Annotated in this window: 20 protein-coding genes and 1 tRNA gene; 10 read left to right on the forward strand and 11 right to left on the reverse strand. The window is 70.5% G+C overall.

The features are described from left to right. Positions 1 to 224 precede the first annotated feature (224 nt). Positions 225 to 695 carry a RidA family protein gene (locus ACIPW5_RS28165; protein WP_401250513.1) on the reverse strand — a complete coding sequence of 157 codons (471 nt, stop codon included), beginning with the start codon at positions 693 to 695 and terminating at the stop codon, positions 225 to 227. After that, positions 692 to 853 (reverse strand): DUF4177 domain-containing protein, encoded by a 162-nt coding sequence (locus tag ACIPW5_RS28170; protein WP_007264966.1) that lies wholly within the window; start codon positions 851 to 853, stop codon positions 692 to 694. The genes ACIPW5_RS28165 and ACIPW5_RS28170 overlap by 4 nt, the downstream gene beginning before the upstream one ends. Positions 854 to 899: 46 nt before the next feature. On the opposite strand from ACIPW5_RS28170, the gene ACIPW5_RS28175 reads away from it, so the two are divergent. Together ACIPW5_RS28175 and ACIPW5_RS28180 are read left to right on the forward strand one after the other, a co-directional pair. Next, the gene (locus tag ACIPW5_RS28175) at positions 900 to 1,886 is read left to right on the forward strand and encodes an ArsA family ATPase (protein ID WP_401250516.1); all 987 of its coding nucleotides are present in this window, start codon (positions 900 to 902) and stop codon (positions 1,884 to 1,886) included. Between the two features lie 17 nt (positions 1,887 to 1,903). Beyond that, on the forward strand, positions 1,904 to 3,259 hold the full coding sequence (locus ACIPW5_RS28180; RefSeq protein WP_401250519.1) for an ArsA family ATPase: 1,356 nt from the start codon (positions 1,904 to 1,906) through the stop codon (positions 3,257 to 3,259). Between the two features lie 38 nt (positions 3,260 to 3,297). Here the strand turns inward: ACIPW5_RS28180 and ACIPW5_RS28185 are convergent, their stop codons facing one another. Then, a complete protein-coding gene (locus ACIPW5_RS28185) occupies positions 3,298 to 3,648 on the reverse strand; it encodes a WhiB family transcriptional regulator (RefSeq protein ID WP_030228569.1) in 351 nt (116 codons plus the stop codon). A gap of 397 nt (positions 3,649 to 4,045) precedes the next feature. On the opposite strand from ACIPW5_RS28185, the gene ACIPW5_RS28190 reads away from it, so the two are divergent. After that, the gene (locus ACIPW5_RS28190; protein WP_401250522.1) at positions 4,046 to 6,421 is read left to right on the forward strand and encodes a transglycosylase domain-containing protein; all 2,376 of its coding nucleotides are present in this window, start codon (positions 4,046 to 4,048) and stop codon (positions 6,419 to 6,421) included. 86 nt (positions 6,422 to 6,507) lie between these two features. On the opposite strand, the gene ACIPW5_RS28195 is transcribed toward ACIPW5_RS28190, so the two are convergent. Further along, positions 6,508 to 6,969: a GatB/YqeY domain-containing protein gene (locus tag ACIPW5_RS28195; RefSeq protein WP_401250525.1), complete on the reverse strand. Its 462-nt coding sequence runs from the start codon at positions 6,967 to 6,969 to the stop codon at positions 6,508 to 6,510. Between the two features lie 68 nt (positions 6,970 to 7,037). Here ACIPW5_RS28195 and ACIPW5_RS28200 point away from each other — a divergent pair, with 68 nt between their 5' ends. Both ACIPW5_RS28200 and ACIPW5_RS28205 read left to right on the forward strand, forming a co-directional pair. Continuing rightward, the gene (locus ACIPW5_RS28200) at positions 7,038 to 7,976 is read left to right on the forward strand and encodes a metallophosphoesterase (protein WP_401250528.1); all 939 of its coding nucleotides are present in this window, start codon (positions 7,038 to 7,040) and stop codon (positions 7,974 to 7,976) included. A 101-nt stretch (positions 7,977 to 8,077) separates the two neighbouring features. Further along, positions 8,078 to 8,151, forward strand: a tRNA-Pro gene (locus tag ACIPW5_RS28205). A 162-nt stretch (positions 8,152 to 8,313) separates the two neighbouring features. Here the strand turns inward: ACIPW5_RS28205 and ACIPW5_RS28210 are convergent. From ACIPW5_RS28210 to ACIPW5_RS28240, 7 genes are all read right to left on the reverse strand, one after another. Further along, on the reverse strand, positions 8,314 to 10,047 hold the full coding sequence (locus tag ACIPW5_RS28210; protein WP_401250531.1) for a type IV secretory system conjugative DNA transfer family protein: 1,734 nt from the start codon (positions 10,045 to 10,047) through the stop codon (positions 8,314 to 8,316). 278 nt (positions 10,048 to 10,325) lie between these two features. Further along, positions 10,326 to 12,374, reverse strand: coding sequence for a peptidoglycan DD-metalloendopeptidase family protein (locus ACIPW5_RS28215; RefSeq protein ID WP_401250534.1), 2,049 nt, complete (start codon positions 12,372 to 12,374; stop codon positions 10,326 to 10,328). A gap of 7 nt (positions 12,375 to 12,381) precedes the next feature. Further along, positions 12,382 to 13,068 carry a hypothetical protein gene (locus ACIPW5_RS28220; RefSeq protein WP_401250536.1) on the reverse strand — a complete coding sequence of 229 codons (687 nt, stop codon included), beginning with the start codon at positions 13,066 to 13,068 and terminating at the stop codon, positions 12,382 to 12,384. Between the two features lie 189 nt (positions 13,069 to 13,257). After that, on the reverse strand, positions 13,258 to 13,647 hold the full coding sequence (locus ACIPW5_RS28225; protein ID WP_401250538.1) for a DUF4913 domain-containing protein: 390 nt from the start codon (positions 13,645 to 13,647) through the stop codon (positions 13,258 to 13,260). After that, a complete protein-coding gene (locus tag ACIPW5_RS28230; protein ID WP_401250541.1) occupies positions 13,644 to 14,837 on the reverse strand; it encodes a hypothetical protein in 1,194 nt (397 codons plus the stop codon). Before ACIPW5_RS28230 ends, ACIPW5_RS28225 begins: the two co-directional genes overlap by 4 nt. After that, positions 14,834 to 15,469 (reverse strand): hypothetical protein, encoded by a 636-nt coding sequence (locus ACIPW5_RS28235; RefSeq protein WP_401250544.1) that lies wholly within the window; start codon positions 15,467 to 15,469, stop codon positions 14,834 to 14,836. The genes ACIPW5_RS28230 and ACIPW5_RS28235 overlap by 4 nt, the downstream gene beginning before the upstream one ends. Positions 15,470 to 15,509: 40 nt before the next feature. Then, positions 15,510 to 15,965, reverse strand: a complete 456-nt coding sequence (locus tag ACIPW5_RS28240; RefSeq protein ID WP_401250546.1) for a hypothetical protein — start codon at positions 15,963 to 15,965, stop codon at positions 15,510 to 15,512. A 272-nt stretch (positions 15,966 to 16,237) separates the two neighbouring features. Between ACIPW5_RS28240 and ACIPW5_RS28245 the strand changes: the two genes are divergently transcribed. The 5 genes from ACIPW5_RS28245 to ACIPW5_RS28265 all read left to right on the forward strand — a co-directional run bounded on the left by ACIPW5_RS28245 (position 16,238) and on the right by ACIPW5_RS28265 (position 22,537). After that, positions 16,238 to 17,905, forward strand: a complete 1,668-nt coding sequence (locus ACIPW5_RS28245; RefSeq protein ID WP_401250549.1) for a conjugal transfer protein — start codon at positions 16,238 to 16,240, stop codon at positions 17,903 to 17,905. Between the two features lie 84 nt (positions 17,906 to 17,989). Further along, positions 17,990 to 18,250, forward strand: a complete 261-nt coding sequence (locus ACIPW5_RS28250; protein WP_401250552.1) for a hypothetical protein — start codon at positions 17,990 to 17,992, stop codon at positions 18,248 to 18,250. Between the two features lie 106 nt (positions 18,251 to 18,356). Then, positions 18,357 to 18,914 (forward strand): hypothetical protein, encoded by a 558-nt coding sequence (locus tag ACIPW5_RS28255; protein WP_401250555.1) that lies wholly within the window; start codon positions 18,357 to 18,359, stop codon positions 18,912 to 18,914. Positions 18,915 to 18,921: 7 nt separating this feature from the next. Then, entirely contained in the window at positions 18,922 to 21,936 is a 3,015-nt protein-coding gene (locus ACIPW5_RS28260; RefSeq protein ID WP_401250557.1) for an ATP-binding protein, read from the forward strand. 49 nt (positions 21,937 to 21,985) lie between these two features. Further along, entirely contained in the window at positions 21,986 to 22,537 is a 552-nt protein-coding gene (locus ACIPW5_RS28265) for a hypothetical protein (RefSeq protein WP_401250560.1), read from the forward strand. Positions 22,538 to 22,678: the final 141 nt, after the last annotated feature.

The following is a 22,678-nucleotide window of genomic DNA, read 5'->3' on the forward strand; positions in this document are numbered from 1 at the left end:
GGGCGCGGTAGCGCCGTATGGGTCCGGGCGCAGCCCGGGGAACGGTGGAAGGGCGGGTAGGGGACCCAGCCCCGCGCAGCGGCACACCACCCGCACACGCCCACCGGCCCCCGCAACGCGAACCGGCCCCGCCCCGCATCCGACAGCCGGAGGCCGTCGCAGCGGCGCGAAGCCGGGGAGGCCCCAGGGGCCGAGCCGCGCGAGCGGCGCGTCGAGAAGGCGGGTCAGGCGGGCAGCAGCTCGACCTGGATCTCGATCTCGACCGGCGCGTCCAGCGGCAGCACCGCCACGCCGACCGCGGAGCGCGCGTGCACGCCCTTCTCGCCGAGCACCTCGCCCAGCAGCTCGCTCGCACCGTTCAGCACGCCCGGCTGCGCCGTGAAGTCGGGGGCCGAGGCGACGAAGCCGACGACCTTCACCACACGGGCGATCCTGTCCAGGTCGCCGACCACGGACTTGACGGCGGCCAGCGCGTTCAGCGCGCACGTCGCCGCGAGTTCCTTCGCCTGCTCCGCGGAGACCTCGGCGCCGACCTTGCCGGTGACGGGGAGCTTGCCCTGCACCATCGGCAGCTGGCCCGCGGTGTAGACGTACGCGCCCGACCGGACCGCCGGCTGGTACGTGGCCAGCGGCGGGACGACCTCGGGCAGGGTCAGGCCGAGCTCGGCGATCCGGGCCTCGACGACGCCGCTCATGCCTTCTCCCGCTTGAGGTAGGCCACGAGCTGCTCGGGGTTGTTCGGGCCGGGCACGACCTGGACGAGCTCCCAGCCGTCCTCGCCCCAGGTGTCCAGGATCTGCTTCGTGGCGTGAACCAGCAGGGGGACCGTCGCGTATTCGAACTTCTTGGTCATGGGGGCGAGCGTAATGCCTGAGCGGGAGTGGTTAGGCTCGGACGCTGTGAGCAGGCTCCAGGTGGTCAGCGGCAAGGGCGGCACCGGCAAGACCACGGTCGCCGCGGCACTCGCGCTGGCCCTCGCGCGCGAGGGCAGGCGGACTCTTCTCGTGGAGGTCGAGGGCAGGCAGGGCATCGCACAGCTTTTCGGCACGGAAGCGCTCCCCTACGAGGAGCGGAAGATCGCCGTGGCGCCCGGCGCGGGCGGGGGTGAGGTGTACGCGCTCGCCATCGACGCCGAACGGGCACTACTGGACTACCTCCAGATGTTCTACAAGCTGGGCTCGGCCGGCCGCGCCCTGAAGAAGCTCGGCGCGATCGACTTCGCGACGACGATCGCGCCCGGTCTGCGGGACGTCCTGCTGACCGGCAAGGCGTGCGAGGCGGTGCGGCGCAAGGACAAGGCCGGACGGTTCGTCTACGACCACGTGATCATGGACGCGCCGCCGACCGGGCGGATCACCCGCTTCCTGAACGTCAACGACGAGGTGGCGGGGCTGGCCCGGTTCGGTCCGATCCACAACCAGGCGCAGGCCGTCATGAAGGTGCTGAAGTCCCCGGACACGGCGGTGCACCTGGTGACCCTGCTGGAGGAGATGCCCGTCCAGGAGACCTCGGACGGCATCGACGAGCTGGTGGGGGCGGGGCTGCCCGTCGGCCGGGTGATCGTCAACATGGTGCGCCCGCACCACCTCGACGAGGACACCCTGCGCGCGGCCGCGGACGGCCGCCGCACCGAGATCGCCAAGGCCCTGTCCCGGGCCGGGCTGGGCGGGGCGCGGCGGGGCGGGCTGGCCGAGCGGCTGGTGGAGCCGCTCCTGACGCAGGCCGCCGAGCACGCGAGCCGGGTGGAGCTGGAGCGGGAGCAGCGCGCGGTGCTGGCGGGACTCGACGTGCCGACGTACGAACTCCCCCTGATCGGCTCGGGGATGGAGCTGGCCGGGCTGTACGAGCTGGCGGCGGAGCTGCGCAAGCAGGTGGGCGCCGAATGAGCGGGGGCGGGGAGAGCATGGGGCTGGACACGCCGCAGCGGCTGGCGGTCGACGCGCTGCTGGACGACGCGGGGACCCGGATCATCGTGTGCTGCGGGTCGGGCGGGGTCGGCAAGACCACGACCGCGGCGGCGCTGGGCGTACGGGCGGCCGAGCGCGGGCGGAAGGTGGTGGTGCTGACCATCGACCCGGCGCGCAGGCTGGCCCAGTCGATGGGGATCGACTCGCTGGACAACACCCCGCGCCGGGTACCGGGGATAGCGGCCTCCGGCGACGGCACCGGTGAACTCCACGCCATGATGCTGGACATGAAGCGGACGTTCGACGAGATCGTCGAGTCGCACGCGGACGGCGAGCGGGCGCGGGCGATCCTGGCGAACCCCTTCTACCAGTCCCTGTCGGCCGGTTTCGCGGGCACGCAGGAGTACATGGCGATGGAGAAGCTGGGCCAGCTGCGGGCCCGGGACGACTGGGACCTGATCGTCGTGGACACCCCGCCGAGCCGGTCCGCGCTGGACTTCCTGGACGCGCCGAAGCGGCTGGGGTCGTTCCTGGACGGGAAGTTCATCCGGGTGCTGATGGCCCCGGCGAAGGTCGGCGGCCGGGCCGGCATGAAGTTCCTCAACGTCGGCATGTCGATGATGACCGGCACGCTGAGCAAGCTGATGGGTGCCTCGCTGCTGAAGGACGTACAGACGTTCGTGGCGGCGATGGACACGATGTTCGGCGGGTTCCGGACGCGCGCGGACGCGACGTTCCGGCTGCTCCAGGCTCCCGGTACGGCGTTCCTCGTGGTCGCGGCTCCCGAGCCGGACGCGCTGCGCGAGGCGGCGTACTTCGTGGAACGGCTGGCTGCGGAGAAGATGCCGCTGGCCGGTCTGGTGCTGAACCGGGTGCACGGAAGTGACGCGGGACAGCTGTCCGCGGAGCGGGCGCTGGCCGCCGCAGAGAATCTTGAAGAAGGCGGCATTGTCGATCAGGAGTCCGGGAAGGCTGGACTTCGTGACGCCGCCGACGACGGCTCCCCCGGTGTGGGCGGCGAGGACGGGACGACCGCCGAAGCGGACGGCACGACCGGCGCGACCGATGCGCACGACCCGAACGATGCGCACGACGGGAGCGACCCGAGCGGCCTGAACGATCTCAACGACCTGAACGACGTGGACCTGATCACCGCGGGACTGCTGCGCCTGCACGCCGAGCGGATGCAGGTGATCGCGCGTGAGCAGCGCACACGCGATCGCTTCACCTCTCTTCACCCGGAGGTGGCGGTGGCCGAAGTGGCCGCCCTGCCCGGCGATGTGCACGACCTCGCCGGGCTTCGGGCCATCGGAGAGCGACTCGCGGCCGGGGTTCCGGCCGCAGGAGCCTAGGCGTACGTACGAGTGGTGCCGACGCGGCGCCCGGGTGGTTACCCGGCTGCCGCGTAGGTCTCGTACGACACGTCGATCTCCGCGTCGACATCCACGGTGAGGATGCCCGTACTGCGCTCGTACTCCGTGCGGGCGGTTTCGAGCAGCCGTCGCCACGAGGTGACGGTGGGACGCCGGCGCAACAAGGCGCGTCGTTCCCGCTCGGTCATTCCGCCCCACACTCCGAACTCGACACGATTGTCGAGTGCGTCGGCCAGGCACTCGGTCCGCACCGGACACCCGGTGCACACCGCCTTGGCCCTGTTCTGTGCCGCTCCTTGAACGAACAGTTCATCCGGATCGGTAGTGCGGCAGGCTGCCTGCGCACTCCAGTCGGTAACCCAGCCCATCCCGGTGCCGTCCTCTCCCGAATCGAGGCTCCCCCACGGCGGTAGCGGCATATTCACCGCTGCCAGTTGAGGACGTTACGGAAGGCGGGGACGGCGCAACACCCCCGACGGGCCCAATCTTGAATGGTCCGAACGGACTATGGGTAAGCGGCAGATCACCCGACGGAGTGATCCGGCGACATGCCCGACCATTCCGGCGATTCGGGTGAAATCGGGGAAGCGCCGGTGAGCGGCCGTCAGAGCGAAGGGCGGGATTCGGACATGTGTCCACCCCATTCGGGAAGGGTGAAAATCAAGCCGAGGGGTTGATGTCGCACCGCACTGCTGTGACAGTTGGGGACAGCTTAGGCCAAGGCATTCGCACGTGTCCGGCGAATGAGAACGTAGGCTGCCCTCTATGGGAAAGAAGCGCTCGGGCGCAGGGCTGACGGGGCCGCAGCAGGCCGCCAAGTTCCTCGGGGTGTCGGTTCTCTCCGGAGTCGTACTTGCCGGCATCGCGATCCCGGGCGCCGGCGCTCTGGGCCTCGCCGCCAAGGGCACGGTCGAGGGTTTCGATGAGATCCCGGCCAATCTGAAGACGCCTCCGCTGAGCCAGCGCACCACGATCCTGGATGCCGAGGGTGGCCTGATCGCCACCGTCTATTCCAGGGACCGGCAGGTCGTGCCGCTCACGGCCATGTCGCCGTACATGCAGAAGGCCATCGTCGCCATCGAGGACTCGCGCTTCTACGAGCACGGCGCGGTCGACCTCAAGGGCATCCTGCGCGCGGTGAACCGCAACGCGCAGGAGGGCGGGGCCGCACAGGGCGCCTCCACGCTCACGCAGCAGTACGTGAAGAACGTCTTCGTCGAGGAGGCCGGCGACGACGAGACGAAGGTCCGCGAGGCGCAGGAGAAGAGCCTCGGCCGCAAGATCCGCGAGCTGAAGTACTCGATCCAGGTCGAGGAGGAGCTCGGGAAGAAGAAGATCCTCGAGAACTACCTCAACATCACCTACTTCGGGCAGGGCGCGTACGGCATCGAGTCCGCCTCCCAGCGCTACTTCAGCAAGCCCGCCAAGGACCTGACGCTGGAGGAGTCGGCGCTGCTCGCCGGCCTCGTGCAGTCGCCGAGCCGGTACGACCCGGTGAACGACAGCCAGGAGGCGATGAAGCGCCGCAACGTCGTCCTCCAGCGCATGGCGGACGTCAAGGACATCTCGCAGGCCGAGGCGGACGAGGCGAAGGCCAAGCCGGTCACGCTGAAGGTGACCCGCCCCAAGAACGGCTGCATCACCGCGGTCAAGGGCGCGGGCTTCTTCTGCGACTACGTCCGCGCGACCTTCCTCTCCGACACGGTCTTCGGCAAGACCCGCGAGGAGCGGGCCAAGGTCTGGAACCAGGGCGGCCTGACCATCCGCACGACGCTGGACCCGCAGTCGCAGGAGGCCGCCAACGCCTCGATCAAGGACCACGTCAACGAGGACGACTCGATCGCCACGGCCGTGACCATGGTCCAGCCGGGCACCGGGAAGGTCCTGGCGATGGGCCAGTCGAAGCCGTACGGCTTCGGGAAGAACGAGACGCAGATCAACTACTCCGTGGACAAGCGGATGGGCGGCTCCAACTTCGGCTTCCAGGTGGGCTCGACGTTCAAGCCGTTCATCGCGGCCGCCGCCATAGAGCAGGGCATGGAGCCGACGAAGGTCTACTCGGCCCCGAACAAGATGGAGTACCCGAGCCCGGTGTCGCGCTGCTCGGGCCCGGCCTGGCAGAACCTGCCGCTAGGCAACGGCAAGCTGCAGACCGCGCAGAACGAGACGCGGGACGAGGTCGGCCCGTACGCGCTGCGGACGGCGATGGAGAAGTCCATCAACACCTACTTCGTGCAGATGATCTCGGACATCGGCATCTGCCCGGTGACCGAGATGACGCAGAAGCTCGGCGTGGTCCCGGCCAGCGGCGTCAAGCTGCCCGAGGAGCCCTCGATCGCGCTCGGCTCCGCCGAGATGTCCCCGCTGACGATGGCCAACGCGTACGCCGCCTTCGCCAACCGGGGCGTCTACTGCACCCCGATCGCCCTGGAGTCGATCACCGACGCGCACGGCAAGGCGCTCGCGGTGCCGAAGTCCAAGTGCGACCGGGCGATGGCACAGGACACCGCCGACACCATCAACCAGCTGCTGCGCGGGGTCGTCGACTCCGGTACGGGTGAGCGGGCCGGCCTGACCGACCGCGACAACGCGGGCAAGACCGGTACCACCGACAACCGCTACAACGCCTGGTTCGTGGGCTACACCCCGAACATGTCCGGCGCGGTGTGGGTCGGCTCCGGCGGTTCGAAGAAGATCTCGATGGAGGACATCACCATCGGCGGGCAGTACTACCCGAAGGTCTTCGGCGGCGGCCTGCCCGGCCCGATCTGGAAGGACGCCGTCACGGGCGCGCTCTCCGGCCGCGACGCCCCGAACTTCGTCGGCGCCAGCGTCCCGGAGCCCTCGGTCGGGGGCGGCGGCACCGGTACCGGCACCGGCGGCACGGGCGGCAGCAGCACCGGCGGCCGGGGCGGCACGACCCCGCCGCCCACCACCCCGCGCAAGCCCGGGAAGCCCGGCAAGCCCGGCGGTGACAACAAGCCCGGCGGCGGGGCGGCCGCCGGGGGCGCCGCGGCAGGCGGTGCCGGCGGTGCCGCCGCCGGCGGCGGCACGGGCGGCACCGTCCCCGAGGTCCCGGTGGTCCCCGACGTCCCGGTGGTCCCGGGCCCGGCGGGCGGCGGGGGCGGCGGCACCCCGTAGCGACGGAGACACGAAGAAGGGGAGGGCCCCGGCCGGATCACCGGCCGGGGCCCTCCCCTTACCCCTACGTTGTCCTTCTTACGAACTTACGAAAGCTGCTTCTTGACGGCCGCGGCGACCCGGCCGCCCTCCGCCAGACCCGCCACCTTCGGGTTCACGATCTTCATGACGGCACCCATGGCCCGGGGGCCCTCGGCGCCCGCCGCCCTGGCCTCCTCGACGGCCTGCGCCACGATCGCCGTCAGCTCGTCGTCGCTGAGCTGCTTGGGCAGGTAGGCGTCCAGGAACTCGCCCTCCGCGGTCTCCCGCGCGGCCTGCTCGTCGCGGCCGCCCTGGGCGAAGGCCTCCGCGGCCTCGCGGCGCTTCTTCGCCTCCTTGGCGATCACCTTGAGGACTTCCTCGTCGGAGAGCACGCGCGCCTCCTTGCCCGCGACCTCCTCCTTGGTGATGGCGGAGAGGGTCAGGCGCAGGGTGGACGAAGCGAGTTCGTCGCGCGCCTTGATGGCGGTGGTGAGGTCTTCCTGGAGCTTGGCCTTGAGCGTGGTCATGCCCCTGAGTCTGCCAGGTGCGGGGCCTGTGGCGCCCATCGGTTTTCCCGGTCTGCGACGATGGGGCCATGCACGCGCGTTACGGAGTCCCCCTGAAGGTGACCGCCTCGATCGCGGCGGTGGGGGCCGCCGGTGTGGCCTATGCCGCAGGTTTCGAAGCCCGCTCCTTCCGACTGCGCCGGATCACGGTCCCGGTACTGCCCGCAGGGATGCGCCCGCTGCGCGTGCTGCAGGTCTCGGACATCCACATGGTCGGCGGCCAGCGCAAGAAGCGCGCCTGGCTGCAGTCCCTGGCGGGACTCCGCCCCGACTTCGTCGTGAACACCGGCGACAACCTCTCCGACACGGAGGGCGTGCCCGAGCTGCTCGACTCGCTGGGTCCGCTGATGGACTTCCCCGGGGTGTACGTCTTCGGGTCCAACGACTACTACGGGCCGCGGCTGCGCAACCCCGGGCGCTACCTGATCGAGAAGGTGCAGGGCCGGCACGGGCTGAACGGCAACAAGCCGGTCGTCGGCGCCGTCCACAACCCGTGGGAGGACATGCGGGACGCCTTCGACGCGGCGGGCTGGCTGAACCTCACGAACACCCGGGCCCGGCTGAAGGTCAACGGGGTCGAGCTGGCCTTCACCGGCCTGGACGACCCGCACATCAAGCGGGACCGCTACGAGCGCGTCGCGGGCGGCCCGGAGGCGGACGCGGACTTCTCGCTGGCGGTCGTCCACGCCCCGTACCTGCGCGTCCTGGAGTCCTTCACCGCGGACCGCTACCCGCTGATCCTGGCCGGCCACACCCACGGCGGACAGCTGTGCATCCCCTTCTACGGGGCCCTGGTCACCAACTGCGACCTCGACACGAAGCGGGTGAAGGGCCTGTCCACGTACGAGACCCAGGGCCAACGCTCCTACCTCCACGTCTCGGCGGGCTGCGGCACCAACCGCTTCACCCCGGTCCGCTTCGCTTGCCCCCCGGAAGCGACGCTCCTGACCCTGGCCCCGAAGGCCTGACCACCTGCGGCGGGCGCTCGTGAAAACCGGATTTCGTCTCAGGCCGAGGGTCCGCTAAAGTAATCGATGTCGCCAGGACAGCAACACTTCAGGGCGACGATCGGGGTGTAGCGCAGCTTGGCAGCGCGCTTCGTTCGGGACGAAGAGGTCGTGGGTTCAAATCCCGCCACCCCGACAGAGTAAGACCAGGTCAAGGGCCTGATCCGCATCGCGGATCAGGCCCTTCCTGCGTCTTCGGTGATCGTTTGGGGGCCCGGGCCGGCCGGCGGGCCGGGGCCCTGCCTTGCGGCAGGGGTGGACCCGATGCCCCGGACCGTGCCGGGGCATCGGGCGGTGCTCAGGCGGCGCCGGGGTCGTACGTGGACAGGGAGGCCTTGACCTCGCGGGCGTACGGGCCTTCCCACCAGGGGACCGTCTCCACCAGGACCGGCTTCGTGCCCGAGGCCAGGACGAGGGCGCGGCCCGGGGGCATCGAGCCCAGGTCGGAGACCTGGAGGACGCGCTCGCGGCGGACCGACTCGTTCACCGTCCGGTTGCCGGACCAGCGGCCGTACTCCGACTCCTGGGTCGCGGAGTACTCGCGGAGCTCGTACTCGCCCGCCAGCTCCGAGAGGTCGCCGAGGAAGCGGGTGTCGGAGACACCGCCACCGTAGACCCTGATGTTCGCGGCGGACCAGAGCTTCTCCATGCCCCGGTCGCCCCACACCTCGACGCCCTGGGCCCAGGACTGGAGGATCGTCATCAGCACGATGCCGCGCGATCCGTAGTGCGAGTAGAGGTCGGGCAGGGCGCGCCAGCGGCAGACGTTCGCCGCCTCGTCCAGTACGCCGACCATCGGGAGCGACAGCCGGCCGCCCCGCTGGGTGGTGGCGAACTCCTCGGCCGCCTCGACGACGGCCACGGTCAGGGCCGTCACCAGCGGGCCCGCCGAGTCGCTGCCCTCGCGGGACAGCGAGTAGAGGGTCGAGGCGGTACGGACGAACTCGTGGGGGTCGAACTCCGGGCGGTCGTCGGTCGGACCCAGTGGGGTCACCCACCGGTTGACCTCGGGGTTGATCAGACAGGACGCCATCTGCTGGGCAACGCCGTAGATGCCGCTGCGCTGCTTGTCCGGAGCCGTGATGACTCCGTTCAGGGAGTCGGCGGGCATGGCGTGCCCGGCGCCGCGCAGGATGCGCTCCGGGGTGTCGTCCTTCGGGTTGGACAGCCAGGTGTAGATCTGGGTGACGGGGGCCTTGGCGGTCGCCGCCGCGAGCAGCAGGTTGGCGAGGAGGTCCTGGCCCGCCGGGTCGAAGAACGCGTCGGTGGAGGCGTCGGCGTCGCGCGAGCCCGAAGCGAAGTGGTCGGCCAGCTTGCGGGCTTTGGCCACGTCGGTGACGTACGAGAGGGGGTTCCACCACCAGGCCGGCGGTTCCTGGGCCACCTGCTGCGGGTCGAACACCCACACCTGCCCGCGGGCCTGGCGCGGTCCCCGCGTGCCGTCGACGATGTCCCGCTTGTTGGAGGTGACGAGGACCGCCCCCGGTGCGGCGAGGATCGCCGGGATGGCACGCCGTGTCGTCTTGCCGGTACGAGGGCCCCAGATGTCGACGTGCATGTCCTCGAAGGAGCCGAAGAGGGGCTGGCGGCCCTTCACCGAGCGGCCGATGAACACGCCGGGCACCTCGGCCTTCACCCCGAGGCGCTGCGCGGTCGCGGCAGCCCCCTTCATGGTGAGCTTGCCGAGGTCCGCGCCGTCGGTCATGTGCTTGGCGGCCCGGTCCACGTCCGGCTTGTCGCGCAGCCGTCGGCGTATCCGGTATCCGGCGGTGATCAGGCCGGCGAGCAGCAGCGCTTCGGCAGCGGCGATGGCGTTGGCCGCGCCACCCGGCCAGGAGTAGTCGCCCTTGGCCAGGGCGATGGCGAAGGAGAAGGGGTTGCCCGGGGGCGCCGTCTGGTCGGTGAACGCCGCGCCGAGGCGGGCCGCGAGCCAGGCGGCGGACAGGAGGGCCAGGACGCCGGCGACGAGGAGGACGATCTCGATCGTCCAGTCGTCCTCGGCGCGCGGCTTCTTCTGTGGTTCTTGGGCCATGGTCAGGGCGTTCCTTCCGCCGGGCCCGGGGGGACGTCGGCATCTCGTTCTGTCGGTGGTCCGGGGCGCCGTGGGCGCCGCCGGTCTAGGTCGTCTCTTCCGGATCTTGCCGGTTGAGCCCGCGTCGTCCGGTGCCGTGCATCGGCGCGTTGGCGGGGCGCCCTTGTACTGGACGTACTCGGGTGCTCCGCCAACGCGGCGAGGCGCGGTGCCGGGCGGCGCGGGTCTGGGGGCACCTCCCAGCGGTAGCTGGGGGAGCGAGATCCGGAAGAGACGGCCTAGGGGAAGCTCCCGGCCGTGGGCACCCGGTAGACGCCCGTGATCTCCCCCTGCCACTCCCAGGGGCTGAACTCGACGTTCTTGCCCACCCTCGGGGCGTGCAGGATCGTGTGCTTGGCAGGGTCCCAGACGACGCCGACGTGCTCCGAGAGGGAGCGGTCGCTGTTGCTGGGCCGGAAGAAGATCAGGTCGCCCGCCTTGGCCTGGCTCAGTTCGACCTTGTACTTCGCGAGGTTGGGCTGCTGGTCGTAGGTGGTGTAACCCACGTTGATCTTGCCGCCACTGGCTTGGTAGTACATCCACTGCGTGAAGCTGGAGCAGTCGAAGGAGGTCGGGTGGTCGCCCTGGAGACGGGGTGCACCCCACTCGTAGGGCTTGCCGATGCCGCGCTGGGCCCAGCCGAGCGCCGCGCGGACGACCGTGTCGTCGACGTCGGGCAGGGGGCCGGTCGAGCCGGCGCCGTCCGGCGGGACGGCCGTGCCCTTGCCGTTCTTGGCGCAGTCGCGGTAATCGGCGTCCTTGCCCTTTCCGGTACCTCCGGGGACGCTGCCGTAGTCGGGGCTGGCCGTGATCTTGCCTTCCAGCCATGCCGCCGGGTCGATCTCGCCCGGGCCGTTGTCCTGGCCGCTGCGGAAGGGGTCGTCGACGCCCGGCATCAGCACCTCCCAGTGGAGGTGCGCGCCCGTCACGTTGCCCGTTTCACCGACCTTGCCGATCTGGTCGCCGCGCTTGACGCTGTCGCCCACCTTCACGGAAGTGCTGCTCTGGTGGGCGTACAGCGTGATGACGCCGTTGGCGTGCTCGAGGCGCGTCTGGTTGCCGTACGCGCCGCCACTGCTGACCCTGACGACCTTGCCGTCGGCCGGGGCGTAGATCGGGGTGCCGGTGGGCGCTTCCAGGTCGACCCCGGTGTGGTAGCCGAGGCTCCAGTGCGGTCCCTCCTGGTGGTACTTGGTGCCGAGCTTGTACGTGCCCTCCTTCATGGGCCACTGCCAGTCCTTGCCGCTGGTCGTCGCGGGCGGGTCGTCGGGGCGCAACGGGGCCGCGAGCGGACGGGAGAAGCCCATCGGCGCCATGGCCGTCGTGGTGCCGCCCTGTCCGCCGCCGAGGGGCGGGGTGGACCAGCTGCGGGGGCCCTTGGAGCGGATGCTCAGCGCCTCGCTCGGCTGGGCGTTGTTGCCGACGGGCTCGGGGATGTCCGAGGTCTGGCCCAGGACCGGGAAGGAAGGATTCTTCTCGACGGTGCTCTTCAGGTGCGCGTACCAGCGGTTGATCAGGTCCTTGTCGTCGGTGAGGGTGCCGCGGTATCGGGCTGCCTGGGTGAGGACCACCCGGGGGTAGACGGTGTTGGTCTCGAGCGAACCGGAGTAGCCGAGCAGCGCCTTCCAGGGGTTGGACTCCGCCTTCAGGGCGTGCATGTAGTTGGCCGCGGCGAAGGCCAGGTCGTCGACGCCGTAGCGGTCCTTCTGGCCGTCGCCGTTGCCGTCCTCGCCGAATTGGCCCCAGGCCCAGTCCCCGAACTGCAGCAGGCCCTTGTAGCCGTAGCCGTTGTCGCCGCCGGGGGCCGCGGACTTGTCCTGGCCGTACCTCGTCTCCTGGTACATCTGCCCGGCGATGATCGTCCAGTCGAGGCCGTCGTAGCGGGCGGCCGCGCGCATCGAGGCGAGGATCATCTTCGGCGGTATCTCGTCGCGGGCGGTGTCGCTCGGCATGTACATCTTGCCGGCGGGCATGATCGGGTTCGTGGCCGCCTTGTCACTGGTGTTGCCGGCGCCCGCGTTCTCGCCGTAGCTGCCGCAGGCCGCCTGGGCAGCGCCGCCGCCGATGCCGCCTATGAGCGCCATGATCAGGATCATGGCGACGAGGAGGGTGCCGAGGGTCGGCATCGCGCCGATGCCTGCGACGATCAGCACCCACTTGAAGTTGTTCTTCTTCTTTCCGCCGCCGCCCTTGCCGCCTTGTCCCGAGGCGACTTGGGCCGCACTCTTGGCGGCCTTCGCCACCTTGGCGGCCTTCGACGCGGCCGCCAGTACGGCAGGAGCCACCACGGGTGCTTCACCCCTCCTTGGGCTCGGGCGCACCCACGTTGCCCAGGCCGTATATGTCGAAGCCGTTCACCTGCCACGTGCCGCCGCTCTTGCGCGCGCTCACCAGCCAGGTGTTGGTCTCGGTCTCGGTCTTGCGGCCGTCGTTGGAACGGGTCGCGGTCACTTCCACCACGCTCGAGATCGACTGACCGCTGCCGCGGGCGAGATCGTCGGCGATCAGCGCGTCACGGCGTACGAAGGCCTGCCCGGCGGAAGAGCACTTGTTCTGCTGGCAGGCGGCCCATGCCTTGTCGGTCGGCAGCGCGGTCCGCTTCTTCAACGTCTCGCTGCCGTCGGTGAAGGCCAGCAGACGGGGCGCCCAGGCGGCGTTGTTGTCCGTGTACTTGAAGGTGTTCAGGCCCGACATGTAGTCGGCCATCGCACGGTGGGCCTCATTCAGGTCGGCGGGCTGGACGATGGGGGGCACCCCGGGGGCCGATCCGGTCTGCGGCGCGGCGGCCCCACCTGCGGAACCACCGCCCGTGCCCGCTCCGGTGCCGGTACCCCGTGTGGCCGACGCCTTGGGTTTGGCGTCGGCCTCGGAGTCGTCCTCGCCGTCGAAGACGGTGAGCACGACGAGGCTGCCGACCAGCAGGACACCCAGTAGTGCCAGCGCCAGTACCGCACTTCGCTTGTTCTCGACGGGTGAGTCCACCGTCCCGGCCCTCCCTCAGTCAGGTCGCCGAGACACCGTAGGTGGCGGGGCGGCCGGGAGGACGTGCGATTTCCTCGTGGGGAAAGACGAGGAAATGACGGGGAGGGGTGAGGAAAACAGCCTGGTCGGAGGGTGGTTGACGGATACGGGGAAACGGTGGGGAGCGCCACCTGCGCCCTCACCGTTCCCTCACAAGGGCTGCGTCTCGGGGTCGTACTCCTCCAGCGGGAGGGGTTCGAAGGGGTACGCGGTGTGTCCGCCGACCTTGGGCGAACAGGCCGCGAACGGGCCGAGGTCCGTGTCCATCAGCACCCGCAGGTGCGGATCGGCGTGGTGCAGCCACCAGGTCGACAGGCCGAGCGTGGGCTCCAGCCGCAGCTGTTCCCAGGCGAGCCAGAGCGCGGAGAGGCGCGCGCCGGCCTCGGGGTGCTCCCACCAGCGGGGGCACCAGGTGGCGGAGGAACCGTTGAGCCGGCGGCGCACGGTCGGGGCGAGGAACTCGCCGACGAAGGCGAAGACGTCGGAGAAGAAGAGCTCGACCTCTTCGCCCGGGGCGGTGGCTTGTTCGGAGCGGGTCACTGTTCGATCCCTGCGGACTTGGGGGCGGCCTCGGCCGCAGGCGGGCCCCAGCCGTGCATCCCGGTGACGGCGGGGCCGGTGCGCGCCGGCCTGGTGAGGGTTCTGGGAAGGTCCGCACCCAGGACGAAGGACTGGCCGTGCACGACCGTCTTGGGTTCGGGCTGCGGGGGTGTCGGAGCCTCGGCCGCCGACTGCTCGGCCTCGGGCACCTTCAGCTCGGGCTGGGCGGGCGCGGGCTCCTGCAACTCGGGCTGTTCCGCGCCGGGCTCGGTCAGCTCGGGCTCGGTCAGCCCGGCCGATGGGACCTCGAATTCGTCGTAGCTCTTGGCCGCGCTCAGCGTCGCCACCGCCGCGGCGTGGGCTTCCTTCAGGTGTTCGGGGACGTCGACGGCGGCGAGCTTGGCAAGGAAATCGGCGGGCGTCCTGCCGTCTCCCTTCGCGTAGTCCTCCCGCCGTATCTGGCATCGCACGGCCGGGTCCGCCAGCAGGTCGCGCATCTCTGCCGGCAGATGCGGCGGGTGGGGGAAGTCGACCAGGAAGTCGACGTTCTCCCTGCCCACTCCCTCCGGTCCGAGGATCTGCTTCAGCTCCGACGCACCCAGGACGGAGCCTTCACCGATCTCCGCCGCGAAGACCAGCACCCGGCCCTTGGCCGCCTCGGCATAACGCTCCGAGACGCGGGGCCAGAACTGGGCGATGGTCTTCTGCAAGTCGGCTGCGCTCACGCCGTAGTCCGTCGTGAGCACATCCGCCATGAAGCGGTTCCCCAGGTAGTACCCGTCCATCTGGCCCGCTGCCGGGGTTTCCTCCAGAACCTGGTACCCGCGCGTTTCGCCACACGCCTGGGCCAGGAACCGGTGCTTTATCTCCCGGTCCATGCCCTCCGGCTGAGACTGCCAGGTCCAGAGCGCCCGGTCATCGCCCCGCGTCGGGTTGGTGACCTCCCCCTTGTCGGCGACGCTCAAGACGTACGACATCAGGTCGGGGAGCTCGTTCTCACCCGCCGGCTCACGGCCTGCCTGCCGGTCAAGCTCCGCCTGTCGGTCGTGGTCCGCCTTCCGGTCCGCGAACATCCGGGCGACGATCTTGCGCGCGTCCGCGTGCGAGCGCGGCTCTCCGGCCTGGTGCCTTGCCTCCAGCCTCTGTGCGAGCTCGATCTCTTCCGGCGTGAGCGGTGCGACTTTGGTCACTGATCACCCGCGAGGAACTCGACCGGCGCGTACACATTCAAGGTGATGGCCGAGCCACCGGGGTGGTCGGTGGTCCAGCTCTGGAACGAGACCGACTGGCTCAGAACGATGTACGGCTGCCCGGGGACGCCTGCGTTAGGCGCCCAGTACGCGAGCCGGAACGGGTTGCGGCTCAGCTCCCGCTCCTCACGGTCCCGCCAGAACGTGGGGTGGGGAGGCTCCGGGAAGTCCGGGGAGTCCCACTGACCGGACCAGGTCGGGGCGCCCAAGGCTCCCTCGGCGGCCTTGAGGTAGGCGGGCCACGCCTCTGCCGCGGCCGCGTGCACGTCAGCGTTCTCCTCCCCGGAGCCCGCTGCGATGTGCCATCCCTGGTGGCTGAAGCTTGCGAGGGGGCTCCAGTCGCCGCCCCACACCGCGAACGACGTCCAGTCCCCTCCGTTGCGCGTGCGGAGCCAGAGGCTGCGCTCGGTCGTCTGCGGCTCCCAGCCGTAGCGCGCGCACCACTCGTCGAACTCCCGGGTCCCGCCCTGCGGCGGGCCCGCCCACACCGACGGCCAGTCGTCGACGGCCGCCAGGTCCGTCAACTCGGCCGTGAGGTCCTGCGGCGTCCGGCCGGTCGTCTCCGTCAGCATGTCGGGCTCCTTTGTGCGTGGTGGGTTTGACCGTATCCCGTCAGGACAGCAAGATCCCCAACACGAAAACGGCGACGACGGTCGCGCCCATGATGAGGCGGACCTTCGGGTCCTCCCGCTCCCACAGTTCGTGGACCACGGCCCATCCGGTCAGACGCGCCGCGCGGCCGTTGTGGATGGTCCTGGCCTCTGCCGGCTCGTCAGGCTGCGCGTCCTCCACGGAGTCGTCGGCTTCGGATTCGTCCAGGACGCCCCCCGTCACCCCCTGCTGTTCCTGGGCGACCACGACCAGGCCCTCCAGCAGGTCCGGCATGGTGTGCGGGGTGAGGGGGTAAGCGACCGTGCCGTGCGGAGTGTGCAGGCAGAGCTTCGCCTGCCAGGGGTTACCCGGCTCGTATCCGGAGATCCAGGCGTGCCCGGCATCCACGACCGGCGCTTCAGGGGTCTCTGCGGCGGCGCCCGGGTCCTGCCACGGGTGAACCTTCTGCTCGTTCAACTCTCGTCCTTCGGGAGGTCGGGGACGGCTCCGTACCCGAAGCCCGGTCACAACCCGGCATTGTGACGGAGCCGCGGGCACGTGCTCGCCCCGCCGACCCCCCGGTTTTCCTCACAGGGATTCCTTGTTTCTTCCTCACCTCTCCTCGCGAGGAAAAGCAGGAGGGGAATGTCAGCTCGATTTGCCACACTGCCGACGCACCTGGTCCCACCAGGGCCCGCCGCACGCCCGACCGGCGGACGGGGATCACACGCGGGGAGAGAACCGAGCCGATGACGGACCACAGCAGTTCCGCGGACGGGGTCGGCGAGGGCCTGGATGCCGGGCTCCCCGCACAGTCCGGGGCCGCGCTCCCCGGCCGGCAGGCACCGGGTCCGCACGGCTCCCCGGCCGCGCCCCAGCTCTCCGCCGAGGCGGTCCGCAGCCAGGTGGCCGCCGCCTGGGTGCGCGTGGCCCCGCAGTCCAACGTCCCGCCGGGACAGGTACCGAGCCTGCCGCCGCGCGCGGACCGTCCCGCCGCGGAGTCGAAGAAGGACAAGCGGGAGCAGGCGAAGGCCGAACGGAAGGCCGAGTACGAACGCAAGAAGGCTGCGCGCAAAGCCGAGTACGAGAGCAAGAAGGCCGCCCGCGAGGCCCGCAAGAGCGGCGGTAAGGCGTCCCCGGCCCCGATACCTGCCGCCGTCACCGCACCCGCTGCCGCCGAGGACCCGTCCGTCGCGGCCGTGACCGCCCCCGCCCCCTCCGCGCCGAGCGGTGCCAAGGGGCCGGACGCCCGGTTCGACGTACCGCGCCCCGGAGGCCGGCTGCCCTCCAACGGCAAGGGCACGCACGTGGCCCTTCGCGCCACGCTCCTGATCACCACCTGTGTCTTCGCACTGGGGTCCTGCGGTGTGACGGGCCTGGTCATCGGCCGGTCGTCCGTCACCGTGAAGCCCGCCGCCCTGGACGGCGGGGACCTGACCCGCTACCGGCTCACCGACTTCCCGGTCCAGTCGGCGGCGGTCTTCGCCGAGGAGTACGCCTCCCTCTGCATGACGTACTCGCCGGAGAACGCCGACAAGCGCCGCGAGTCCCTCTCCCGCTACATCTCGTCCGGCGTCGACCGCGACTGCGGATGGAACGGGAAGGGAAAGCAGCAGGTTCAGCAGGCGAACTGGGACGGGACCGTCGAAGAGCTCCCCGAGTACGGGAAGAACGGCCGGTACCTCAACATCCAGGTCGCCTACACGGGCGGCCGCACCACCACTCTCTCCGTACCGGTGTACGTCAAGGACCTCGCCGGCGCCTCGGGGCTGCGGGTCGTCGGCAACGTCGGCGAGATGCCGCTGCCGATCCGCGACGCCGCGCCCGCGCCGGCGAAGGCGGAAGAGGTCGTGGACCAGGAACTCTCCGCCCAGCTCAGGGACCAGGTCCTGACCGGCTACTTCAAGGCGTGGGCCGCGTCCGACACCACCGCCCTGGCCCGCTTCACGACCCCCGACGCCACCCCCGCGGCGGTCTCGGGCCTGGCCGGCGTGCTCAACTCGCCGGTGGTCCAGGAGGTTCAGGCGCTGGCACCCGAGGGCACCGAGGCCGGCAAGAAGGTCACGTACAGCCAGGGCCAGGCGGTCCCGGCGCGGGTGACGGTCGTCTGGGGCGGTGGAGGGGGCGATGACGCGAAGGCGGAGGTGGCCCTGAAGCGCTCGTACCGGGTGACCGTGGTGAACACGGCGCAGGGCTGGTTCATCAAGGACATCCGCGGCGGCGTCATGGACCCGACGGGTGGACGGGCGGACACGCCCGGCACAGCGTCCCCGAGTGCCACGCCGGCCTCCGGAGCGAGCGGCGCGCCCGCCCCCTCCGGCACGCCCGGCCCGTCCGGCTCGGCCTCTCCGTCCGGCTCGGGCTCCCCCAGCGCCTCCCCATCGCCCAAGCCGTCCGCTTCCAAGTCGGCCCACTGACACGTCATCGCGCAAGTCGTCGCACAGGCCGCCCCGTACGACGCACCACCCATCCGTACCCCCCTCACGAACGAAGGACTCGCCATGATCCTGGCAGCAACGACCCTCGAAAGCATGTTCGGCAAGATCCAGGGCATCCTGGCCGGCCTCGGCCTCACGGTGGCCTCCTGCGCCCTCCTCATCCTCGGCATCCGGATGCTGCTGTCGATGAAGCGCGGCGACGGCATGCGCGAGGCCTTCCAGGGCTTCGGCATGATCGCGCTGGCCGCGTTCATCATCGGTGGCGCCGCCGGTCTCGCCGGAATGCTCATCAGCCTCGGCGAGCAGATCGGCGGCAAGGGCTGATCCCGGGGACGGGCCGCTACGAACCGAACCCGGCCCGCGACCGTAGACGTGCCGCCCGCGATCGCGGCGCCGCGCACGCGGCCACACCAGAGAGGGGGACCGACTGATGCCGCAGGACACGCCGGACGCACCGGCGCCCATGGTCGCCTACGACCACACGGACCTGCTAAACCGGCCCAAGCGCATATGGAACTGGGGCAACATCCCCCTTCCCGGTCTGCTCCTGCCCGCGCTGGGCGCGGCCTTCGGTTTCGGCGTGCTGTGGCTCGTGCTGCTGCTGACGCTGTCGGCCTTCCTGCCCTTCCTGGGCTTGTCGCTCATCACGTCGGTCCTGTACCTGGGGCCGCCGGTCGGCGTCTACTTCGTCTGGGGCCGGCCGCTGCCCTCGGCACTCACCCTCAGCCAGCAGGTGGTGGTGTGGGCCGACTACTGGGTCCAGCCCAAGCGGCTGCAGGGACTGGGCGCGGACCGCGAACCGGAGGAGCTGCACTGGCAGGTCATCCTCTGGCAGCCGCAGGCGCGCCGCTGGCACAAGCAGTACGACGCGGCGCTCGCGACGGCGGCCCGGCACGGCTCCTCGTACGCTGCCTCCGCCGCGTCCCCGATCGCGTCGTCGACCACGAACGCACCCGCCGAGACGGCACACTCCGAGACCGCAGGATGACTCCTCCATGTTCATGCTGATCTTTTTTGGCGGGGCGGTCGCCTTCTTCCTGATCGCCATGCTCCTCGCGTCCACTTCCTCCAAGAAGAACACCGGTTCCAAGAACGGCGGATCCGGCGGTTCGGGGAAGTCCGGTGGTTCGGGGCGGTCCGGCGGCTCCGCCTCCCGCGGCCAGGCCACCCAGGCCAAGCGCCGTGAGGAGATGCGGCTGCCCTACCGGTACGCCGACGACATGATCTTCGTCCACGGGGACTCCGTCTGGACGGGCATCGCGCTGCCCACCGCCATTGACGAGTACCTCAACGCCGTCGAGCTCCAGGCCATGGCCGAGGCCCCGGCCCGCGCGCTGCTCAGCCTCGCCCGCGGTGACCGCAACGTCGAGTGCCACTACCGCAAGGTGTACCGGCCGATCACCGCGCAGGACTGGGCCGAGCAGCTCAACGCCGTGGCCTGGGACCCGACCGAGAACTACAAGGCGTACAACTTCCGCAAGGCCGAGTACCAGGAACGCATCGGCGCGCAACGCGAGCGCAACATCCTGCTGGTCAAGCTCGGTTCGATGAAGCGGAAGTCCGGCAGCGACAGCGGGGTGCTCCCGGGCGGCGACGACCCGGTCGAGGATTCGGGCGTCACGCGCTCGGTACGGGACGCCGCCGACGCAGCCACGGCCGGTGCCACGGGCGTGCACGACGAGTACCTGTCGCCGCAGCTGCTGGCCCAGTGGACCCAGGTCGCGCGCGAGGTCCACGAGAGCCTCTCCGGCCTCGGCGGCACCCCGCTGAGCCGCCAGGAACTGGTCTGGCTGATCCGCAAGCCGCTCCACGGCGACCTGCCGATCCCCGCCGAGCCGGTGCTCGGCAGCCGCGCCTGGGGTCCCGACCAGTTCGACCTGGTCGTCGACTTCTCCGGAGAGAACCGCAAGACACACATCGCGCTGCACCAGTACGACGAGATGACCGGTGAGCGCCACACCAGCTACACGACCACCCTCGTAGCCGCGAGCTGGCCCACCGAGACCCGTTTCCGGCAGTCCACCGCGTGGGCGCGCTACGCGGCGCAGCACGTCGACTTCCCCGTCGAGATCGACATGCGGTTCACCCTCATCCCGTACCTGAAGTTCCAGGACCGGGCGAAGAAGATCAGCGGCAACCTCGTCGACGAGATGAACGACATGGCCAACTCCGGCCGTGCCCCCGGCACCCAGCTCGCCGCCCAGGTCACCCGTGCCCAGCACCTCGTCGACGACGTGGAGGAGCACAAGATGCCGGGCATGGAGGCGCAGATCCGCTTCACCATCTCCGCCCCCGACCTCGCCGAGCTGGAGCGCCGCCGCCGCGTCCTGGAGATGCAGTTCAAGCAGGACCTGAAGGTCACCCTGCTGCGCCCGAGCCGCCAGCAGTGGCGGCTGCTCCAGTCCCAGCTCCCGGGCGACGCGCCCAAGCTGCCCATCGCCCCGTACCTGCGCCTCCAGGAGGTCGAGCAGCTCGGCGCCGGGCTGCCCACCGCCGGCACCGAGCTGGGCGACAACCCCGAGCGCCGGTCGGGCAAGCAGCTCGGCTGGGTCGGCAACCTGGTCGGCTGGGCCGGCAAGACCCCGGTCCACTACTCGCTGCACGTCGGCCCCGCCCGCAACGACGGCGGTGGCGTCGCCATCGTCGGCGCATCCGGCGGTGGCAAGTCCTCGCTGGCCCTGCAGAAGTTCTACGAGGAGTCGGAGTCGGGCGTCCGCTGCCTGGTCATCGACCCCAAGACCGACTTCGCCCAGCTCTGCTACTACCTGGCCTTCGGGTCCCAGGTCAACGACCCCGAGTTCCCCCTCGACGCCGAAGCGGGTCTCCTCGGCACCCCGGAGAGCCGATTCCGGCCGGTCAACCCGGAGTTCTGGAGCGAGACCGAGGTCGTCGACCTCCTCAAGGGCCAGGCCGGCGTGCTCGACCCGTGGGTCGTCGCCCGCGACGTCCCCTCGGGCCGACTGCTCGCAGAAACGATGCTGCGTGGCTTCCTCGGCGACGAGGACTACCAGCGGGTGCGCCTGCCCGTCATCGAGGCCATGGCCTCGGTGGTCGGCTGGTACAACTCCGCGATCCGGCAGGCCACCGAGCAGGGACTGAGCGCCCGCGACGCCGAGCGGCAGGTACCCCGGCCGACACTGTGGCAGGTCGTCGACGAGGTCGTGCGCGCCTATGACGAGGCGGTGGCGAGCGGGGACCGCGAGGCCGTCAAGGACCTCAAGCTCGCCCAGATGCTGCTCACCGAGCTGCGCACCCTGCCGTACGCGCGACTCGCCTTCGCGGAGAAGCCGCAGACGCTGTCCGCGATGCGCAAGCGCCGCACGGTGATCACCCTGCGCGGCTTCCAGACGCCGGCCTCCTCCGACCCGCGCAGCTGGAACCCGGCCGAGCGGCTCGCAGCGACCGCCCTCATGGCGGTCGTGGAGCTGGGCAGCCAGATGCTCGACGTCGGCTACGAGAAGAACCCGGTGACGGGCGAGGTCGGTCTGCGGCCCAAGGCGCTGTTCGTCGACGAGGCGTACGTCGTCACCGCGACCGAGAGCGGCCGCGACCTGATGCGGCGTGCGCTCAAGCAGGGCCGCTCCTACCTGGCGGTCATCGTCCTGATCACCCAGCAGGCCATCGACCTCGTACAGATCGAGGACTCCGAGGCCCGCAGCGGTGGCGCCAACCAGATCCACACCGTCTTCGCCTTCAAGCAGAAGTCCGCCCAGGAGGCCTCGCTGGTCGCGCCACTGCTCGGCCGGCCGGAGAGCGACACCAAGGTGTCCAACTCCCTCCAGGAGCTGCGGACGGGTGTCTGCCTCCAGCGGGACGTCGACAAGCGGGTCGGTACGGTCGCGGTGGACCTCGTCTTCCAGGAGATCCTCGCCGCCACCGACACCAACGGCACGACCCGACCGGGCCGCCAGTCCGTCGACCCACCGCTCAGCGTGCGGGACTGGACCTTCATGCAGGAGGCCGCCCGCGAGGAGCGGCCGGCCGAGGCGGAGGCGGCCGCCTCGCAGTAGCGGCGCCACGCGCCGAGACCGATCCGAACGCCTCACCCAAGGAGACACCATGCGTTTGCCCAGGACCTTCACTGCCGGAGCCGCCGTAGTGGCGCTCGCGTCCCTGACGGGTTGCGGCGGAGGTGAGGCCGATGCCGGAAGCGGCGGGAAGAGCCTGCCGAAGGCGAAGGACGTCGCCTCGATGGAGCGCTTCGTCAGCCAGTACGCGACGTGCAGGGACGTGGAGACGGAACTGCCCCAGTACTCGCCGATGCGCAAGGAGTTCGAGGACCTCCCCAAGGACGCCGGAGCGGGGGTCAAGGAGCAGGCCTACTGCAAGTCCGAGGGCGGGCCGATAGCCATGTTGACCCTCGCCGACATGAAGAAGTTCCAGCAGGCACTCAAGGCGAACGAGGCGGCCGGCAAGGACAGGTTCGCGGTCGCCCTGGTCGGGGCGGACTTTGCCGTCGTTCCCACCGCCGGCGACACCACGAACGCGCTGAAGTCCTCAGGACTGCTCGTCGCATCGTGCAGCGCCACGTACAACAGCAAGATCCCGAGCGGCTACACCAAGCGCGACGGCGCCGTCGAGGGATGCGTCACGACGGACTACATCCCCTAGCGGCCCACACCGCCGCCCCTCACCCCGCCCGTTGCGGAACTCCGGAAGGAAGTTGATGTCCGTGCGCCGTTGCGCCAAGTCACGTGGAGATCTCTCCGCCCGACCATCGCCCCGCGAACGGGCGAAGGCGGCCGGGCGTGC

Source organism: Streptomyces sp. NPDC090077, assembly GCF_044747545.1.
Lineage (GTDB): Bacteria > Actinomycetota > Actinomycetes > Streptomycetales > Streptomycetaceae > Streptomyces.